This window comes from Gordonia sp. NPDC127522, assembly GCF_042672305.1.
Lineage (GTDB): Bacteria > Actinomycetota > Actinomycetes > Mycobacteriales > Mycobacteriaceae > Gordonia > Gordonia hongkongensis.
The window spans coordinates 369990-388650 of sequence record NZ_JBHXVK010000002.1; the positions used below are offsets into that span (position 1 = coordinate 369990).

Consider the following 18661-nt stretch of genomic DNA (forward strand, 5'->3'; position numbering starts at 1 on the left):
CACGAGTTCCCTCACACCACCCGTCGCAGAACCCCCGGCACGACGTCGTCGTCGGCGGCGAGAGCCAGCACCTCACCGAAACCGGCGACGAGGCAGTCGGCGAACAACTCGAGGTCGGTGACCGCGGCGCCGTCGGAATTGATTCCGAGACAGGCCGTTCCGTTGTGGGTGATCATCGTCGCCATCATCGCGCAACCGGGCAGCGGGCCGAACGGGAACATCCGCTCGACCTTGGCGCCGGCCACGTAGGTGTCCCACGGGATGCCCGGCACGTTGCTGGCCTGCAGATCGTTCTGGCTGGTCGTGCCGCTGAACTGCATGAGCACCGATCCGGGCAACCAGGCCATCACCGAGCCCAGCGTGTTGAAGATGTCGACGGCCGGTTCATGCCGGGCGACGCGGACCTGTTCGCGGATGGTGAGGACCCGCTCGAAGGGGTCGGCGATCCCGACCGGTCCGGCGAGCCGTCCCACCGCGATCCGGTTGCCACCCGCCGGATCCTCCGGACGCCGCACCGAGATCGGGATCGCGACCGGCATCGTCTCGATCGGGGTGCCCATCTTCTCGTGATAGAGGCGGAAGCCGCCGATGAGCCCGGCGAGGTAGACGTCGTTGATCGACGCACGAGTCGCCGTCGCGGTCGCCTTGAGGTCGGTGAAGGGGACCTCGAACGCACTGAAACGCCACGACAGGCTCCGGTGCGCGAGCAACGGGGAACCCGGGGGACTGACCAGTCCCGCCACGCGTGGAACCGAGCGACCATAGCGGAGAACGGAACTCAGTGCCTGGCGGGGATGTGCCAGGGCGCGGACGCCGCGGAAGGTCGTGTCGACACGATGCGGGATCCGCCGGATCTCCTCGCCCACCTGCCGGCGGAGCAGGTCGACGGGCGTGATGTTCACCGGGTCGGGACTCGGCGGCTGGGGTTTGCCCGGATTGTGTTCGCGTGTGGGCGAATGCAGCTGGGCGAGTCCGATGATCGCGCCCAGGCCGTCGGTGAGCGCATGGTGGGCTTTGAGGAAGTATGCGGCCTTGCCGTCCGGCAGCCCTTCGATCAGCGTGCCCTCCCACGGCGGCCGTGCGGCGTCGAGCGCGGTCATCGCGAGCTGCTCGCACGTGACGAGCAGCTCACGCATGCTGCCGTTGCCGCCCAGACGGATTCGGCGCAGATGGTAGTGCAGGTCGAAGTCCGGGTCGACTGCCCAGCTGGGCGTTCCCATGCCGAACGGGGAGTCGACGACGCGCTGCCGGAATCGCGGGGCCATTCGGCTTCCCCATTCGTGCGCAGCCACGAGCCGGTCCCAGTCCGGGGCGCAGTCGTACACCTCGAGCATGCAGATGGTCCCGCGCATCCGGCGATCGGTGTCGCCTCGCCACATGATGGTGTCCACCGAGCTCATGTGGGGCTCGCTGGCCCAGTCGAGCGGTCGGTCCACCCCGTCGGTCAGGTCCGGCTCCTCGCTCACACTTGCCTCTCTTCCGGTACCTCGACCGGTGGCCGAGCGTCGTCGTCGGCGAAGAAGTCCAGCGGCCAGTCGGCCAGGGCGCTGATGTACATCTGCCGGACCTCCTCGGCGCGGTCGCCGATCTCGTCGGGCGACCAGTCGCTGGTGTCCACCGGCGGCAGCACCATCACCTCGACGGTCCCCGGTCGGATGAGTTGCGCACCGCGCCACATCAACTCGCCGGTGTTACGCAGGACCACCGGTACGACGGGGACACCCGCCTGCATCGCGATGTGGAACGGACCCTTCTTGAACCTGCCCACACGTGGTGTGGGCGACCGGGTGCCCTCGGGCGCGACCACGAGCGACATCCCCTCGTCCCGCAGAGCTGTGACGGCCGGCGCCAGCTGTTCGATCGCGCGACCCGGGTCGGCGCGATCGATGAACACCAGCCCCGCCTGCTGCAGGATCGGCCCGACCACCGGAACCCGTTGCACCTCCTTCTTGGCCACCCCCGTGGCCTCGGACCGCACGAGGTTGATCATCACCGGCAGGTCGAGTTTCGACTGGTGGTTGAACAGGAACACGCACGGCCGCGCCGACGTGAGGTACTCGCCTCCGTCGAGGACCTGCACGTGGATCCCGGCGAGTGACAGCCCGACATCGGTACCGGTCGGCAGGGCCTCGACGAGTGCGGCGGGGTCGCGTCGAACGAGCCCGGTGGTGACGCCCACCGCGGCGGAGGCGAGAAACGAACCGTAGAAGGCGCCGGTTCGGGCCAGCATCCCGAGCCGGTTGTACGTGGGATTCTTCAGGTCGATGATCGGCCAGCCGCGGGATTCGGCTTCCGCCCGCAGTATTCGGCGCGGGGAGACAGCCGCCGGGTTGCCCACCGACTCCAGGTACGGGATGTCCTCGTTGCCGTCGCTGTAGGCGAAGGAGGCGTCGAGGTCGATGCCGTGCTCACGGGCGAGGGTGCGTACCGCAGCGGCTTTTCCGGGTCCCCACAACGGCCGTCCCCGGATGTTGCCGGTGACCACCCCGTCGACGACCTCGACATCGGTGGCGAGTGCGAAGTCGGCCTCGATCTCCCGCGCGATGGGTTCGATCTGGAATCGGGTCGCCGACGACGCGATGACGATGGTGTGTCCCATCTCCCGATGCGCACGCAGGATCTGCCACATCTGCGGTCGCAGCTTGGCGGCCGTCTCGTATTTGAAGAGGTGTTCGCCGAACTCGATGAGTTCGGCGTAGGTCTTGCCGGCGAACGTGGGACGCGTGGCGTCGAGCACTTCCGCGTAATCCTGTTCGGACACGACGCCGCGCAATCCGATGAGCAGGAAGTCGGCGAGTTCGCCGAAACCGAATTCCATGCTGCGCAAGCGTGCTCGCATGATGGCGGCGGCGGAGAAGCCCTCGATCAGGGTGCCGTCGTAGTCGAAGAGCGCGGCGACCTTCTTACCGGTGGGTGCCGACCGGATGGCCCGCATCCGGTCGGTGAAGGCACTCACGGTGTCCCCTCCGACCAGACCGTGTCCATGGTGTCGGCTCCGCCCACGGCAGGCTGGAGATCCTCGATCGACGCGATCCGGGCCAGCCGCTCGCGCATCGATTCGACCTCGTCGAGCCAGTCCCGGCGGGCGGCCTCGAGGTCCGCGACCTCCTCGCCGTGGATCAGGTGGCGGTTGTCGGCGAGCTGGTAACAGCCGTCGTAGAGGTCCTTGGAAACCGAATCCTTGCTGCGCACAACACCTTGCAGGGACAGCTGGCGTCCCAGACCGAGGCATTCGACGATCAGGTCCTCCTTGTTGCGCGATGCGGTGCCGAGTTCCACGAGTTTGGTCGCGAAGACCAGTTGGGCGTCGAAGAACGGCTGCAGGGTGCGTCGGGCGAGGAGTCCGCCGGTATGGCCGTGCAGTACCTCGTAGGTCCACTCCTGCGTCGGCGTCACGGCACGCCAGCCCGGGGCCAGCAGATCGAGTTCGAGACCGAGTCGGTGCAGGAACTCGGTCTTGGCCGGGAAGAAGAACTCGAACTTGAGCAGATCGCGGATTCGCAGGGCCTCCCGTTGCGACGCCGCGAGCAGCCCCTCGTCGGCGTTCGGACCGTCGGCCGTCTCGTCGTATCCGACGGGGTGTTCGTCCGGCGGGATGTCGTCGGCCCGGACGTCACCGTCGGCCACGGCGAGCATGGCGACCTCGACGATCGCGCGGTCGACGAAGTGATGGAGCGCCCCGTTGCGGTAGTAGGCCGCGACCGCATGGTTGTCCGGCACGATGGACCACACCGGTTCGGAACCGCCGTCGAAGCAGCTCACCACGCCGTTGCCGGCGAGGACCCGGAGGGTCTGGGTCAGCCCGACCCCGCGGCACAGGGCCGGGTCCGGGCCGGGTAGCTCGCGCCGGCGGATGTAGTCGAGCAGGGGAGCCAGGATGGCCTCGATCTCCGCGAGCGTGTACGCCTTGTCGTGCGCGCCGAGGAGGGCGAAACCGGCCAGCGACGTCGCCGAGATCGGGGTGGCGGAGTTGATCTCGTCCATCACCCGGAACGCGACCTTCTCCAGCCGGGCGCGGCCCTCGCCGGCGTCGGCGAGAGCGGTCCGCAGCGAGATGGGGGTCCCGAATCGCACCCGGGCCTCGCCCAGGTAGGTGCGCTGCGCCTTCGCGTACCGCAACAGCCACCCGACGCCCTCGGGCTTCTTCGTGCCACCGGCGTCCTCGGCCGCCATCGCGCCGATCTCCTGGAGCTGGTCGTACACGATCGAGGTCGGCACGATCGTGACGTCGGCCTCGTCGAGCTGTGCCACCGCGTCGACGACGTAGGTGAGCAGTCCCAGTTTGGGCTTCCGGAGCTTGCCGGTCCGGCTGCGACCGCCCTCGATGTACCACTCCAGATTGAAGCGCTTCTCGACGATGTAGGCGAGGTAGGAGCGCATCGCGAACTTGTAGACCGGGTCCGCGCCGAACTTGCGTCGGATGAAGATCATGCCGGCGCGGCGGGCCACCGGGCCCACCGGCCAGAACGAGAGATTGTTCCCGCCGAGCACGAGGTTGGGTGGGAAGTCGTTGTTGCGCAGCACTTTCGCCAGGACCAGCGGATCGACATAGGACCGGTGGGAGGGCAGGAAGATCAGGCCGGTGGACTGGTTGAGGGTGCGCAGGGTGTTGAGGTTCTCGACGTCGACGGTGACGTTCCAGGCCCGCTCGTGCAGTCGGTTGAAAGTCGCCGAGAACACGTCGTCCATGAGCCGGCTCTGCGTGGCGACGAAGGTCGAGAGTTTGTCGGTGGCCTCGGCGACCACCGCATCGGTGGGCCGACCCAGTTCGGCCGCGAGTTTGGCCGCGGACGTCTGGAATCGCGACGAACTGCTGATCTGCTCGGCGACCAGCCGGGGGACCTTGTAGCGATCACCGACGATCTGGCGTTCGGCTCGCTCGGCCGACACCGACGCCTGGAACAGGACGAACTGGGCGAACGGCTCACCCTGCGCCTGGTGATGGGCATACCGGGTGCGTAGTTCATCGATCGTGGCGGGTGCACCGGCAACGACGCGGAGACTGTCCGGACGTCTCTTCCGGATCAGCGGCTGGACCGCGCCGAGCGGCCGCCGGGGATTGGACAGCACCAGGACGTCGCCCAGCGTGACCCGCCGCTCACCCTGCCGGACCGCCGGGAGCCAGACCGCCCGGACAGGCACGAGCAAGGTCTCCGGCGCCATGCCGTCGAAGTCGATCTCCGCCGATCGGGAGATCGTCGCGTCCGGATAGTTCGCCGCCGTCCACTCGCGTACCGCCCGCATCTCGCACGACGTACGGGCTTTGGTCAGCACCACCACCGGATCGGTCACCTGCATCACCCTCACGTCTCTGGGGTCCTGCCCCGCCTAATTGTGACGTGGACTACACCGAGGGGGGTGGTTTTCGTCAGGACGACCGACGCGCCGCGAGGACTTTCGTGCGTACCTCGCCCGGCCAGATGTTGCCGGCCGGAGCGAGTGTGTCGACAGCTCTCATCATCGATGCGGTGCGCGCGAGACTGCGTCGATCGGACCGCGACGGCGTCAGACCCAGATGCCGGGCGGCCACCGGGTGCTGGATCGCTCGCACGGCGGGCGTCGGGAGTGCGCGGAAGTACCAGTAGTCGGGGCGGAGCAGTTGATCCCGGTACAGCTCGAGGCCCGGGTCGGGATCGAGTTCGGTGGCGAGCGCATCGGCGAAGTAGTCGTCGAAGTCGCGGAGCGTGGCGGGCAGCGCACGCGCGGAGATGCCGTATCGCCGATACCATTCGCGCGTCTCGGCGTACAAGCGCTCGCGGTCGTCGGGTTCGAGTCCCCCGAAGAAGACGTCGACACAGGTGAACAGCGCGTCGACGTAGGTGGCGTGTTCGAAGAGGAAGACCTCGGGATTGAGTGCGTGGTAGCGCCTGCCGTCGGGGCGTCGACCATGAAACTCGTCGTGGGAGTAGCGGATTCGACGCACGGCGTCGAAATCTGCCTCGTAGGCCGACCGGATGACGCACGGCGTGGTCCGACGTTTGTGGACGAAGACCCGACTCCGGACTACCGAGAACTCATGGGTGGCCGACGCTATCGCCGGGTGCAGCATCTGCAATGAGACGGCCCGGCAGATGGACATCACGAACCGGCGATCACCCACATAGCGCCACAGCAGCGAATTCTCGTCGAGCATGGCCGGCTCCGTCCGCATCGCGACATCATCTGAATACGAACGTTATCAGATCATGTTCGGTCCGGAGACGACGAAACGCCCCATCCGACCGAGTGGCCGTCCGGGGCGTTTCGCGAAAGTCAGGAGCTCAGAGCGCGCTGACGTTGGTAGCCTGGGGGCCCTTGGCACCCTGCTCGACGTCGAATTCGACGCGCTGGTTCTCTTCGAGGTTGCGGAAGCCGCTACCTTGGATCGAGGAGTAGTGGACGAAGACATCTGCGCCCTGGTCGTCGGGAGCGATGAAGCCGAAGCCCTTTTCGCCGTTGAACCACTTGACGGTTCCCTGTGCCATACTGCTGTACTTCTTTCTTCAGTGTGCGCAACCACCAAGACCGATGGCCGCCCGTCAACTCTGTCACAGATGAGGACCGTTGGGAAACGCAGGGCGCAATCGGTGTGGGCGGTCCGCTGCGCGGGTACCCCGTTCGAGAACGAAACCCGGGTGTTCGGGGTCTGCGTGAGTAGGCTGGACAGGGCACCACGCGATCGACCTGCGATCGAGGCACGTCATGGCCGAGAACGATCCGCTGACCACACAACGCGATGCCGTCCGCGACGTCGCCGGTGAACTGGTGGAAGCAGGTTTCGCCGATCCGGTCGAGATCGGTCGTGGTGGCTACGGTGCCGTATATCGCTGCCGCCAGCCCGCATTGGACCGCGATGTCGCGGTCAAGGTGCTGACCGACCACCTCGACGCGCAGAACCTCGAGCGGTTCGTGCGTGAGCAGCGTGCGATGGGACGACTCTCCGGGCACCCGAACATCGTCAACATCCTCGAGGTCGGGTCCACGCCCGAGGGCTTTCCGTTCATCGTGATGCAATACCACCCCCACGCGTCGTTGGACCTGCGCATCCGCAGGGACGGTCCGCTCGACTGGCGCGACGTGCTCCGGCTCGGCATCAAGGTGGCCGGTGCGCTCGAGACGGCCCACCGGGCGGGCACACTGCACCGCGACATCAAGCCGGGGAACATCCTGCTCACCGAATACGGCGAACCCCAGTTGACCGACTTCGGCATCGCCCGTATCTCCGGCGGCTTCGAGACCGACGCCGATCTGGTCACCGGTTCGCCCGCCTTCACCGCCCCCGAACTCCTCGCCGGTGCGACGCCGTCGGTGACCTCCGACGTCTATGGGCTGGGCGCGACCCTGTTCTGTGCGCTGACCGGCCACGCGGCGTTCGAAAGGCGCAGCGGGGAGCAAGTGGTCGCGCACTTCCTCCGCGTCGCGAGCGAAGGAGTTCCCGATCTCACGTCGGCCGGATTCCCCGCGGAGGTGTCCGGCTGCATCGAACATGCGATGGCGCGCGAACCCGCGGACCGCCCCGGGTCGGCGGCAGAGCTGGGCGAGGAACTGCGGAACGCGCAGCGGCGGCTCGGGGTGCCACTCGACGGGATGGCGCTGCCGGACGGGTCCTCGGAGCCTGCCACCTCGACGACGCGGCGGCGGCGGCGGACGACGATGACGCTGCCCATGCCGTCGACGAAGTTCCGCCCACCCGTCCGGCCTCGGGCGCAGGTCACCAGGACCCGACTCCTGAAGACACTGCGCGACGGGAAGCTGCGCCGTCTCACGCTCATCCACGCACCCACCGGCTACGGGAAGACCACGGTCGCGGCCCAGTGGGCCGAGGAGCTCGCCGTCGACGGCGTACCGGTGGCGTGGCTGACGGTCGACGACACCGACAACGACGTCGCACGGTTTCTCGCCGACCTCGTCGAGGCACTGCGCCGGGCGGCCCCGGACACCGTCGGCGACCTCGCGGCGGCAGTCGAGGAGCACGGCGATCGTGCCGAGGAGTACGTGCTGACGTCGCTGATCAACGAGGTCCACGCGCACGGCCGGCGCATCGCGCTCATCGTCGACGACTGGCACCGGGTGACGGACCCGGCGGTCATCGGGGTGATGGACTATCTGCTCGAACACGGTTGTCATCACCTGCAGGTGATCGTGACCAGCCGAACCCGGCGAGGCCTCCCGGTCAGTCGTCTGCACGTCCACGACGAGATCATCGAGATCGACATGGACGCACTGTGTTTCGACGAGGCGGAAGCCGGGCGATTCCTCCTTGACGTCGCCGGTCTGGACCTGCGGGGCGACGAGGTCGCCGAACTGTGGTCATCGACCGACGGTTGGGTCGCGGCGCTGCAACTGGCGTGTGTGTCGCTGCGCCGATCCGGGCATCCCGGCGAGCTGATCGGCGACATCTCCGGCCGGCACCATGCCATCGGTGACTTCCTCGCCGAGAACGTCCTGGGCGTGCTGGAACCGGAGGTCCTGCATTTCCTGCTCACCGTCTCGCTGCCGGAACGGATCTGCGCCGATCTCGCGACCACGCTGAGCGGCGAGGCGCGAGGCCAGGCCATGCTCGAGGAGATCGAGCTCCGTGACCTGTTCCTCACCCGGGTCGATCAGGCCGGGGAGTGGTTCCGGTTCCACTCCCTGTTCGCCGAGTTTCTCCGGCGCAGGCTGGAACGCGATGAGCCGCAACTCATTCCGCAATTGCACCGCAGGGCGTCGGAGTGGTTCGCGGGGCACGGAATGCTGACCGAGGCGGTCGACCATGCGCTCGCCGCCGGTGACGCGGACCGCGCCATCGAACTCGTCGAGACCGACGGCCGGTCACTCATCGAACACTCGCGAATGACCACCCTGATCACGTTGATGGAGAAGTTGCCACCCGTGACGGTGGCGGCCAACCCGATCCTGCAGATGCAACTCGCGTGGGCGAACCTCCTCCTGCACCGCGCCGCGCTCGCCGAAGCCTCCCTCGAACGGGCGCGGGTCGCACTCGAGCGAGTGGCGAGGTCCGATGTTGCGCTGGGGATTCGGCGTGAGGCCGACATCGCCGAGGCGTGCGTGCGCGCCATCTCCGACCGGCTCGACGGGCTCGACGAACTGGTGGCGCGCCTGGCCGACGACCTCGACGGGTTGTCGCCGTTCCTCGTGTCGGCCATCCACAATGTCGGGACCCTCAGCGCCACCTTGCGATTCGACTTCGACGAGGCTCACCGCTGGCAACAACGCGCGATCCCGGCACACCGACGCAACACCGGTCCGTATGCGGTCATGTACGGTTACGGCCTCGACGGGCTCGCCTACGTCGAGCAACTCGACCTCGACCGTGCCGAAGCATGTTTCCGTACGGGACTCCGGTTGTCGCGCGAGCAGGGTTCGTCGACCCAGTCGCAGGGTGCGCAGCTCGCCAGCGCTCTTCTCGCGGCGGTCCGGTACGAGCGAGGTGATCTGTCCGAGGCCGAACGACTGCTCGACGAGAGCTTCTTCATCGGGGCCGCCGAAGGCGTCGTCGACATGATCGAGGCTCGCCACCTCGTCGGGGCGCGTGTGGCGTTGTGCCACGGTGACCGGGCGGTCGCGGCGTCCTACCTCGACGAAGCCGTGGACATCGCCGAGCGGCTCGACACCCCACGGCTGCGTGCTGTCGCCGAGAACGAGCAGGTGATGAGGCACCTCCCGGCTCGTCGTAGGGTGTCTGCGCGCGTCGATGCCGGCGCCGAGGTGCCGACACGCGGCATCGCGGCGATCGTCGCGCAACTCCATGCCGAGACCGCGATCCGGTTGATGCTCGACGCCGGCGAGTCCGCCGAAGCCCCTGACGTCGCCTGTCGGTGGGCGCAGGAGTGGGTGGACCGGTTGGCCGGCAGTGGCCGCCACCGGGCGTTTCTGCGGGCGCGACGACTACTGGCGGTGTGTCTCGCTGCGGCCGGGCGGACGCAGGAGGCACGCGCACACACCCTGGCTGTCCTGGCGCAGTGCGCAGCGTCGGGCATGGTTCGGTTTCCGCTGGATGGCGGCGACGAGTTCACCCGGCTCGTCGACGACGTCGCCCGCGGTGTTCGTGCCGGTGACCGTCCCGCTCCGGCAGCGTTGTCGCCGGATTTCCTCGACCGGTTGCTCGGCGACGGCGGCACCCGTTCGTGACCGGCCGGGAATACCAGGGCGGGCCGGCGGCCTTGAACCACAACGTGGCCCCACACCGCCCGCCGCGCGGGTGCGGGGCAGGTGTAGACGACCCCTAGAGAGAGGACAAGTGCTCATGGCAGTCCCGAACATCACACTGAACAACGGAATCACCATCCCGCAGTTGGGTTTCGGAGTCTTCCAGGTTCCGCCGGAGGACACGCGTGAAGCAACTCTGACCGCATTCGAGGTCGGATACCGCCACATCGACACCGCGGAGATGTACGGCAACGAGAAGGGCGTCGGCGAAGCGGTCCGCGATTCGGGCATTCCGCGCGACGACATCTTCATCACCAGCAAGCTGAACAACGGCTTCCACGATTACGACGACGCCCTGAAGGCGCTCGACGGAACCCTCGCCGACCTCGGCGTCGAGCAGATCGACCTCTTCCTGATCCACTGGCCACTGCCCGAGGTGGGCGATTACGTCCAGACCTGGAAGGCGCTCGAGAAGGCCTACGCCGACGGCAAGGCGCGCGCGATCGGCGTGTCGAATTTCCAGCAGGCGCATCTACAGCGTCTCTTCGACGAGACCGACGTGGTACCCGCGGTGAACCAGATCGAGGTGCACCCGTATCTGTCGCAGAACCCGTTGCGCGCGTTCAACTCCGAGCACGGCATCGCGACCGAGGCATGGTCCCCGATCGCCCAGGGCAAGGTGACCGACGACCCGGTCATCACCGAGATCGCCAAGTCCAAGGACCGCTCGCCCGCGCAGGTCACCCTGCGGTGGCACATCCAGCGCGGAGACATCGTCTTCCCGAAGTCGGTGACCCGCTCGCGCGTCGAGGAGAATTTCGCACTGTTCGACTTCGAACTGTCCGACGACGAGGTCGCCAAGATCGACCGCCTCAACAACGACGAGCGCATCGGGCCCGATCCGGACACGTTCAACTACGTGCCGGAGTGATTCGCCCGTTGGCTGTGCTCCCCTGAGGTGCGAGCGGTGACATCTTGAGGTGCGAGCTTGCGACCCCTCTTGCTCCCTGAGGAGCGAGCTTGCGAGCGTCACGAAGGGTCCTGGTGAGATGCGCGGCAGACCCTTCGTGACGCGCCCTCCGCAGGCTCCGGGCGCTCCTCAGGGAGCGGGACGGGCCATTGGGGCTGTCGTTCTCTCGGATCAGGGGACGGGGGTGCCCGGAAGGTCAGGAAAGGTTCTCGAGGCGAGCGCGTTTCGACAACGAGGCGCGAAGCTGGCTGAACCGGAACAGTGCGGGTTCGCCGACGACGTCGGTGTAGCGGTCGATGACCGTGTCGACGAAGTCGTCGACCGCACTGTCCGGTAGGCGGCTCGTCCAATCCGACGCCCCGACCGCGAACCATGCCCGGAAGTCGTCGACCGAATCGAACTGCCAGTTCAGATCCTTCACCGTCAGGTCGTCCACGATGAAACCGGCGTCGGTGGCGAGTTCCTCGAACCGCGACGGTTCCACATGGACGTAGGGCGCGTCGAAGCCGTCGAAGTAGCGTTTGCGCTCCGGTTGCGCCGCGACCTCCATCGCCACGTCCTCGATACTCGGTCTCTCGGTGGCGCACACCATCTGAAGCACCGCCCGACCGCCGTCGACGAGACTGCGCGCGATTCCTTGCAGCGCCGCCCCTTGGTCGTGCACCCAGTGCAGCGCGTTGAACGACACGGCGATGTCGAAGTCGTCGTCGAAGGGCAGGGCAAGCACGTCGTCGACGTGGAACTGGACGCGCAACAGGTCCGCCGGGACCCGCACGAGCGCGCGTTCGATCATCCGGCGCGAGGCGTCGACGCCGACGACCGAGCCCGACGGCAGCCGGTCGGCGAGCAGCATCGTGATGAAGCCGTCGCCGCACCCGATGTCCAGCAGGCGTTCGGTCCCGGCGAGTTCGAGGTCGCCGATCGACTCCTCGGCGACCATGCGCTGCAAGGCGCTCACGTCCGCGTACCGGTCACCGTCCCAATCGACCATCGCTCACTCCTCGGTTGTGTACCGACCCCGGGCCATTGTCCCGGCAAGCGCGCACGGTCGCCGGACGTTCGGCGTATCCGGGCCGCCGCAGTCCTACCGCCCCGCCGCGCGTTCCACCATGAGCGAGGCCTCCCGGTAGTGCGCGTACACCTCGGGCGTGGGCGTCCCGGTGAGCGTCTGGGTCGATGTCTCCCACGCGGGCAGTTCACCGGTCAGGGCCCACGCGGCCTGTCGCGCCGCACCGAGCGCCACGTGTTCGCCGTCGGCGGGGACGACGACCTCGCCGCCGAACAGACCCGGTGCGATGTGACGCACCGCAGCCGACTTCGCGCCACCGCCGGTGAGCAGCACGCGCTCGACGTCGATGCCCTGCCGCTCGATCCGTTCCCGGCAGAACACCAGCGACGAGACCAGGCCCTCGACGGCCGCGCGGGCGATCGCGGCCGGGGTGAAGTTGGCCGCGGTCAGCCCCGTCAGCGTGCCGGTCGCGTCAGGGAGGTTCGGCGAGCGCTCGCCGGCGAAGTAGGGCACCATCGTGACGCCACCCGCGCCGGGCTCAGCCGACATGGCCAACCGCGCGAACTCGGCCAGGTCCACGCCGAGCATCGACGCGGTCGACGCCAGCACCGGGGCGCCGTTCAGTGTGCAGACCAGTGGCAGGTGACGCCCGGTCGCGTCCGCGAACCCGGCCACCAGACCCGACGGATCATTCGGCGCCACGTCGCCGACGGCGCTGACCACGCCCGACGTACCCAGGGAGACAACGGCATCCCCGGGGCCCGCGTGCAGTCCCAGTGCGGCTGCGGCGTTGTCGCCCGCCCCGGCGCCCACGACGACGCCGGTCGGCGTGACGCCGGCCCGTTCCGCGGGGCCGAGGACCCGGGGCAGAAGCGGTCGACGGCCGCGGAACGCGGCTTCGAGCAGATCGGTTCGGTACTCGCCGGTTGCCGCGCTGAAATAGCCGGTGCCGGAGGCGTCGCTGCGGTCGGTCGTCAACTCGGCGAGGTCGCGACTGTCGCGCAGTCGCCAGGTCAGCCAATCGTGCGGAAGACAGATCGCAGCCGTGGCGTCGGCGTGCGCCGCTTCGTGGTCGGCCAGCCAGCGGAGTTTGGTCGCGGTGATGGAAGCCACCGGCACCACCCCGACCGAGCGCGCCCACTGCTCGGACCCGCCGAACTCGTCGACGAGAGCAGCAGCGCTCGGTGCGGAACGGGTGTCGTTCCACAGCAACGCTTCCCGGACCACCCGGCCGTTCCCGTCCAGACAGACCATGCCGTGCTGCTGGCCCGCCACGGACACCGCGGAGACGTCGTCGAAGCCGTCCGCGGCGGCGACCGCAGAGCACAGTGCGTCCCACCAGTGATCCGGGTGCACCTCCGTACCGGCGGGGTGCGGAGCGTGTCCGGTGCGCACCACCTGCCCGGTGTCGGCGTCACAGACGACCACCTTGCATGACTGGGTCGACGAATCGATCCCGGCGACCAGCGTCGTCATGCGAGCAGGTCGATCAGCGTCGCGCGGGCTCCCTTGCTGCGCAACGACTCCAGCGCCGACAGATACGGAGTGGTGAACAGCGGATCCTGCGCGAGGGTACCGAACAACTCGGGGTCGGCGACGAAGGCCAGCGGGTCGGTGCGGGACCGTTGCGCTCGCGGAACGAGTTCGGCCGCAAGCGGGTCGACGACGTCGATCGGTTCCCCCGCCTCGTCGGTACCCTCGGCGTAGCGGGTCCAGCTCGCCACGACCGCAGCGGCGAGGTCGCTTCGCCGGCCCTGTTCGAGGCGCTCGCGGATCACCGGGACCAGCCACTTCGGGATGCGGTCGGAGGAGTCCTGGCAGAGGCGCGCGATGGTGTCACCGATCGCCGGGTTGGCGAAACGTTCGAGGAGGGTGTCGATGTACTCCTCGACGTCGACGCCGGGAAGTGGACGGAGGGTGGTGGATCCTTCTTCGGTCATGTAGCGGTGCAACAGATTCTGGATGTCCGAGTCGGACGCCGCGTCGTGGACGTAGCGGAACCCGAGCAGATATCCGAAGTAGCACAGCGCCTGGTGACCGGCGTTGAGCAGTCGCAACTTCATGAGCTCGTACGGGGTGACGTCGTCGACGACCTGGACTCCCACCTGCTCCAGTGCGGGGCGTCCCATCGAGAACTCGTCCTCGAGCACCCACTGCGTGAAGGGCTCGGCGACCACCGGCCAATTGTCGTCGACACCGGTGCGATCAGCGACCTCGGCGGCCAGTCCGGGCGGGGTCGCGGGGGTGATGCGGTCCACCATCGAGTTCGGGAACCGCGTGTTGGTCTCGATCCACGCGGCCAGTTCTGGATCGCGCAGCTGCGCATAGGCGAGAAAGGTCGAGCGTGCCATGTGTCCGTTGCCCTGGATGTTGTCGCACGACATGACCGTGAACGACGGGACACCGCGGTTCCGGCGCCGCGCGAGTGCCTCGGTCACCAGTCCGAAGACGGTGCGCGGCGGCGCACTGGCCTCGAGGTCGGCGACGATGTCCGGGTTCGTGGCGTCGAACTCGCCGGTCGACGGTGAGAAGTTGTAGCCGCCCTCGGTCACCGTCAGCGAGACGATGCGTGTCGCCGGGTCGCTGAGCCGCTCGATGACCTTCTCGGGATCGTCAGGAGCGTAGAGGTATTCGACGATCGATCCGATCACCGAGGTCTCGACGGCGCCGTCGGGGTGTTTGAGGGTGAGTGTGAACAGTCCGTCCTGCGGCCCCAGGGCGTCGCGCATCGCGGCGTCGGCCGTACGGACGCCGACCCCGCAGATGCCCCACTCGCTCGTCGACGCGTCGGTCGCGAGGAGACGGTCGAGGTACATCGCCTGGTGTGCACGGTGGAACGCACCCACACCGAAGTGCACGATCCCGGGGGTGACGCCCGAACGGTCGTAAATGGGGACCGCCACGCCGGCGAGGCCCGACATCGTATCGTTGTTCAGGGGTGTGCTCATCGACGAGTTCCTTCCGTCTCGTTCGGGGCGGTATCGGCGCCGGTCCCGGGCTGGTATCTCGAAACAGACGGGTAGACCACGGCTTTGATGGTGCCGGGCGCGCGATCGGAGTCGAGCGCGTCGGCGAGTTGGTCGAGTCCGAACCTGGCGGTGACCATGGCGTCGAGATCGACGGCGCCGGACCGGACCAGCGCGAGGGCCGTCGGCCAGGTGTTGGCATAGCGGAACACCCCGGTCAGCACCAGTTCGCGGTTCTGGATGAGCGACACCGGCAGTTCCATCGAGTCGGCGCCCATCCCGACGAGGACGACACGCCCGCCGGGACGCACTCGGGCCAGTCCATCCCGGACCGCACCCGCGACACCGCTGGCATCGACGAAGGCGTCGACGGGTTCGCTCCCGGTTCCGGGCTCGATCACCGTGGTGGCACCGAATTCGAGTGCGCGAGAACGTCGCTGCTCATCGGGCTCACTGACGACGATGCGCGCGAGACCGGACGCCCGGGCGACCTGCGCCACCATCAGGCCGATCGGACCCGCGCCGGCGATCAGGACCGAGCCGCCCACCGACACCTCGGCTTTGCGCATTGCGGCGATGCCCACGGAGAGCGGCTCGAACAGGGCGGCGGCCTCGTCGGAGACCTCGGGTGGCACGGGATGGGCGAAATCGGCTCCGATGGTCACGAATTCGGCGAAGGCGCCGTCCACCGGAGGCGTCGCGTAGAACCGCATGTGTGGGCACAGGTGGTAGTCACCGCGTCTGCTCTCCGCTGTGGTCGGGTCGGGACGCTGCGGTTCGATGGACACCCGCTCGCCGACCCGGCCCGGGTCCACCCCTTCCCCGACGGCGACGACGACCCCGGCCGCCTCGTGACCGAGGACGAGCGGTTCGCGGACCACGTACTCGCCGATCCGTCCGTGACGAAAGTAGTGGGTGTCGGACCCGCAGACCCCCACCGCGCGCACGGCCACCGTGACGTCACCGGGCTCCGGGTCCGGCGACCTGCGACTTTCGGTGGTCACCGAGAGATCGGGATGCAGGACGGCGGCGCGCATCGCGTCGGGAACGTCCGCTATGGGGCGATCGGCTGTTGCGTGGGTCACACTCGGATGCTAGCTTATTGAGCACATTGACCGCCAGTGAGCAGATGCTCACCGTCGTTGGCTCAACGAGCGACGGCGACGACAGGGACGGGGCACGCGACCATGGCACCTCGGAAGTCGACGAGCGACGACGGCGAGCCGTCCGTCTCGACAGTCCGCGCGGCCTCGCGCGGAACTCCCGACTCCGGCCAGGACCTGCGTCTTCTCGTCCGCGCCGCGACGATGTACCACCTCGAGGGGCTCACCCAGGCCGAGATCGCATCACGCCTGGGCGTCTCGCGGCCGACCGCCGGTCGGCTGGTGGCGCGAGCCCGGGCGCAAGGCCTCGTCCGCGTGTCCGTGGCTGCGCCGGCGCACCTCTCGGCCTCGATCCATACCGATCTCGAACGCGCGGTGGAAGAGACCCTGGGTCTCGACGAGGTGCTCATCATCGACGAGGTGGCCGACGGCACCACCACCGGCAACGCCGCGCTCGGCCGCGCCGGGGCCTCGGTGCTCACCCGCCGCATCCAGGCGACCGACACCTTCGGATTCACCTGGGGGCCGGAGCAGGTGGCTGTCGCCGACGCCATGGCCGCATCGGCGTCGTGTCAGCGGGTCGTGCAGATGGACGGCTCGATGACCTCGGTGGAGTACCACACCGGCGTCGACCATGCACTGTCCCGGTTCTCCGAACGTCTTCATGCCCGTCCGCTGCGGCTGGTCGCACCGCTCTATGTCGACCCGGAGACGGTCACCGCCGTGAACCGTGATTCGATTCTGTCGCAAGCGCTCTCGGCGGCACGCGGTGCGCAGGTGATGCTCTTCGGCGTCGGGTCGGTGTCGACGTCGACCACATTGTTCGAGGGATCGTTCATCGATGCCGTCGTCCTCGACGAGCTCCTGGAACTCGGCGCGGTCGGAGAGATCGGCGGACGCTTCTACGACGCGCACGGCGCCGCGGTGCCCTCCAGTCTCGTCGATCGGACCGTCTCGGTGTCCCTCGACGCGGTACGGGCCTGCCCGACATCGATCCTCGTGTCCGGTGGCACACACCGTCGCGAATCCATCCTCGGTGCACTGCGCGGTGGCTACGCCACCATTCTCGTCACCGACCTCGCCACCGCCGAATGGCTTGTGGTGCAAGAGAAAGGCGAACAATGATGTTCTCCCGACACCGAGTGCGATGGGCGCTGGGTGCGATCATCGCGACCGTGACGCTGGTGCTCACCGGTTGTTCCGGCGCCGGTTCACTCACCGGCGGCGGTGGTCGTGAGATCACCGTCGCGATGGTCTCCAACTCGCAGATGCAGGACGCGGTCAAGCTGTCCACGCAGTTCGAGGAGCAGAATCCCGGCGTCACGGTGCGATTCGTGACCCTCTCCGAGAACGAGGCGCGGGCCAAGATCACCGCATCGGTGGCCACCGGCGGCGGTGAGTTCGACGTCGTGATGATCAGCAACTACGAGACCCCGATGTGGGGCGAGTACGGCTGGCTCGTGAATCTGACCCCGTACATGGATGCCGATCCCGAGTACGACGCCGACGACTTCATCCCGACGCTGAAAACGGCTCTCTCTCACGACGGTTCGATGTACTCGGCACCCTTCTACGGCGAGTCGTCGTTCCTGATGTACAACAAGAAGCTCTTCGCCGAGGCGGGGGTGTCGTTGCCGGCCCAGCCGACGTGGCCCCAGGTCGCGGAGGCGGCGGCCAAGCTCGACAACGAGCGCACCGCGGGCATCTGCCTGCGCGGCAAGCCCGGCTGGGGTGAGGTGCTCGCCCCGCTCAACACGGTGATCAACGCCTTCGGCGGCCGCTGGTACGACGAGGACTGGAACGCGCAGCTCAACAGTCCGGAGGTCGCCGCGGCGGTGAAGTTCTACGTCGACACCGTCCGGAACCACGGCGAGGCCGGCGCCGCGTCGTCGGGCTTCCAGGAGTGCGGAAACCTGTTGTCGCAGGGCCAGGTCGCGATGTGGTACGACGCGACCTCGGCGGTGTCGGTGCTCGAGAGCCCGGACACCTCGTCGATCGCCGGGGACGTCGGCTACCTGCCGGCGCCCAGTATGGCCAAGGGAGACAACGGCTGGCTGTACACCTGGTCGCTGGGCATCCCCACCAGCAGCGAGCACCAGGACGAGGCGTGGAAGTTCATCCGGTGGATGACCAGCAAGAGCTACATCGAGTACGTCTCGGAGACCCTGGGGCCCAGTCACGTCCCACCGGGCAGCCGCCTGTCCACGTATGAACTGCCGGCCTACAAGGAACTCGCCGCGCCGTTCGCCGAGCAGACACTGAGCGCGATGCGCGCCGCGAACCAGTTGAAGCCGACCCTCGAGCCGGTGCCCTACACCGGCGTCCAGTTCCTCGCGATCCCGGAGTTCCAGGACCTCGGAACCCGGGTGAGTCAACAGATCTCGGCAGCCATCGCCGGTCAGATCAGCGTCGACGACGCGCTCGCCCAGGCACAGGAGTACGCCCAGGTCGTCGGCAAGTCCTACCAGAGGGAGCAGTGATC

General features: G+C 68.0%; 13 protein-coding genes. 4 read left to right on the forward strand and 9 right to left on the reverse strand.

What is annotated here, in order from left to right; translation table 11 throughout:
- Positions 1-11 precede the first annotated feature (11 nt).
- The 5 genes from ACFVHY_RS05985 to ACFVHY_RS06005 all read right to left on the reverse strand — a co-directional run bounded on the left by ACFVHY_RS05985 (position 12) and on the right by ACFVHY_RS06005 (position 6464).
- On the reverse strand, positions 12-1466 hold the full coding sequence (locus ACFVHY_RS05985; RefSeq protein ID WP_068972152.1) for a wax ester/triacylglycerol synthase domain-containing protein: 1455 nt from the start codon (positions 1464-1466) through the stop codon (positions 12-14).
- Entirely contained in the window at positions 1463-2956 is a 1494-nt protein-coding gene (locus tag ACFVHY_RS05990) for an HAD-IB family hydrolase (RefSeq protein WP_058252824.1), read from the reverse strand. The genes ACFVHY_RS05985 and ACFVHY_RS05990 overlap by 4 nt, the downstream gene beginning before the upstream one ends.
- Positions 2953-5301, reverse strand: a complete 2349-nt coding sequence (locus ACFVHY_RS05995; protein WP_390270346.1) for a glycerol-3-phosphate 1-O-acyltransferase — start codon at positions 5299-5301, stop codon at positions 2953-2955. The genes ACFVHY_RS05990 and ACFVHY_RS05995 overlap by 4 nt, the downstream gene beginning before the upstream one ends.
- Before the next feature lie 67 nt (positions 5302-5368).
- Complete coding sequence (locus ACFVHY_RS06000; protein WP_390269622.1) at positions 5369-6133, reverse strand: oxygenase MpaB family protein; 765 nt, start codon at positions 6131-6133, stop codon at positions 5369-5371.
- Positions 6134-6260: 127 nt separating this feature from the next.
- Positions 6261-6464 carry a cold-shock protein gene (locus ACFVHY_RS06005; RefSeq protein ID WP_058252822.1) on the reverse strand — a complete coding sequence of 68 codons (204 nt, stop codon included), beginning with the start codon at positions 6462-6464 and terminating at the stop codon, positions 6261-6263.
- Between the two features lie 217 nt (positions 6465-6681).
- Between ACFVHY_RS06005 and ACFVHY_RS06010 the strand changes: the two genes are divergently transcribed.
- Together ACFVHY_RS06010 and ACFVHY_RS06015 are read left to right on the forward strand one after the other, a co-directional pair.
- Positions 6682-10113, forward strand: coding sequence for a protein kinase (locus ACFVHY_RS06010; protein ID WP_390269625.1), 3432 nt, complete (start codon positions 6682-6684; stop codon positions 10111-10113).
- Positions 10114-10228: 115 nt separating this feature from the next.
- The gene (locus ACFVHY_RS06015) at positions 10229-11062 is read left to right on the forward strand and encodes an aldo/keto reductase (RefSeq protein WP_390269628.1); all 834 of its coding nucleotides are present in this window, start codon (positions 10229-10231) and stop codon (positions 11060-11062) included.
- A 235-nt stretch (positions 11063-11297) separates the two neighbouring features.
- Here the strand turns inward: ACFVHY_RS06015 and ACFVHY_RS06020 are convergent, their stop codons facing one another.
- From ACFVHY_RS06020 to ACFVHY_RS06035, 4 genes are all read right to left on the reverse strand, one after another.
- Positions 11298-12092 carry a class I SAM-dependent methyltransferase gene (locus ACFVHY_RS06020; RefSeq protein WP_390269630.1) on the reverse strand — a complete coding sequence of 265 codons (795 nt, stop codon included), beginning with the start codon at positions 12090-12092 and terminating at the stop codon, positions 11298-11300.
- Positions 12093-12185: 93 nt separating this feature from the next.
- Positions 12186-13586 carry a xylulokinase gene (xylB, locus tag ACFVHY_RS06025; protein ID WP_390269633.1) on the reverse strand — a complete coding sequence of 467 codons (1401 nt, stop codon included), beginning with the start codon at positions 13584-13586 and terminating at the stop codon, positions 12186-12188.
- Complete coding sequence (locus ACFVHY_RS06030) at positions 13583-15058, reverse strand: mannitol dehydrogenase family protein (protein ID WP_390269636.1); 1476 nt, start codon at positions 15056-15058, stop codon at positions 13583-13585. The genes xylB and ACFVHY_RS06030 overlap by 4 nt, the downstream gene beginning before the upstream one ends.
- On the reverse strand, positions 15055-16113 hold the full coding sequence (locus ACFVHY_RS06035) for an NAD(P)-dependent alcohol dehydrogenase (protein ID WP_390270349.1): 1059 nt from the start codon (positions 16111-16113) through the stop codon (positions 15055-15057). Before ACFVHY_RS06035 ends, ACFVHY_RS06030 begins: the two co-directional genes overlap by 4 nt.
- A 150-nt stretch (positions 16114-16263) precedes the next feature.
- On the opposite strand from ACFVHY_RS06035, the gene ACFVHY_RS06040 reads away from it, so the two are divergent.
- On the forward strand, positions 16264-17304 hold the full coding sequence (locus ACFVHY_RS06040; protein WP_390269639.1) for a sugar-binding transcriptional regulator: 1041 nt from the start codon (positions 16264-16266) through the stop codon (positions 17302-17304).
- The gene (locus tag ACFVHY_RS06045) at positions 17301-18659 is read left to right on the forward strand and encodes an ABC transporter substrate-binding protein (RefSeq protein WP_390269642.1); all 1359 of its coding nucleotides are present in this window, start codon (positions 17301-17303) and stop codon (positions 18657-18659) included. The genes ACFVHY_RS06040 and ACFVHY_RS06045 overlap by 4 nt, the downstream gene beginning before the upstream one ends.
- The last annotated feature ends 2 nt before the right edge of the window (positions 18660-18661 follow it).

Excerpts from the sequence above, each read along its gene's own strand:
- ACFVHY_RS06035 (WP_390270349.1), bottom strand. The coding sequence starts at position 16,113 with ATGCGCGCCGCCGTCCTGCATCCCGATCTCTCGGTGACCACCGAAAGT.
- ACFVHY_RS06015 (WP_390269628.1), top strand. The coding sequence starts at position 10,229 with ATGGCAGTCCCGAACATCACACTGAACAACGGAATCACCATCCCGCAG.
- ACFVHY_RS06045 (WP_390269642.1), top strand. The coding sequence starts at position 17,301 with ATGATGTTCTCCCGACACCGAGTGCGATGGGCGCTGGGTGCGATCATC.
- ACFVHY_RS06030 (WP_390269636.1), bottom strand. The coding sequence starts at position 15,058 with ATGAGCACACCCCTGAACAACGATACGATGTCGGGCCTCGCCGGCGTG.
- ACFVHY_RS06010 (WP_390269625.1), top strand. The coding sequence starts at position 6,682 with ATGGCCGAGAACGATCCGCTGACCACACAACGCGATGCCGTCCGCGAC.
- ACFVHY_RS06000 (WP_390269622.1), bottom strand. The coding sequence starts at position 6,133 with ATGCTCGACGAGAATTCGCTGCTGTGGCGCTATGTGGGTGATCGCCGG.
- ACFVHY_RS06020 (WP_390269630.1), bottom strand. The coding sequence starts at position 12,092 with ATGGTCGATTGGGACGGTGACCGGTACGCGGACGTGAGCGCCTTGCAG.
- xylB (WP_390269633.1), bottom strand. The coding sequence starts at position 13,586 with ATGACGACGCTGGTCGCCGGGATCGATTCGTCGACCCAGTCATGCAAG.
- ACFVHY_RS06040 (WP_390269639.1), top strand. The coding sequence starts at position 16,264 with ATGGCACCTCGGAAGTCGACGAGCGACGACGGCGAGCCGTCCGTCTCG.
- ACFVHY_RS06005 (WP_058252822.1), bottom strand. The coding sequence starts at position 6,464 with ATGGCACAGGGAACCGTCAAGTGGTTCAACGGCGAAAAGGGCTTCGGC.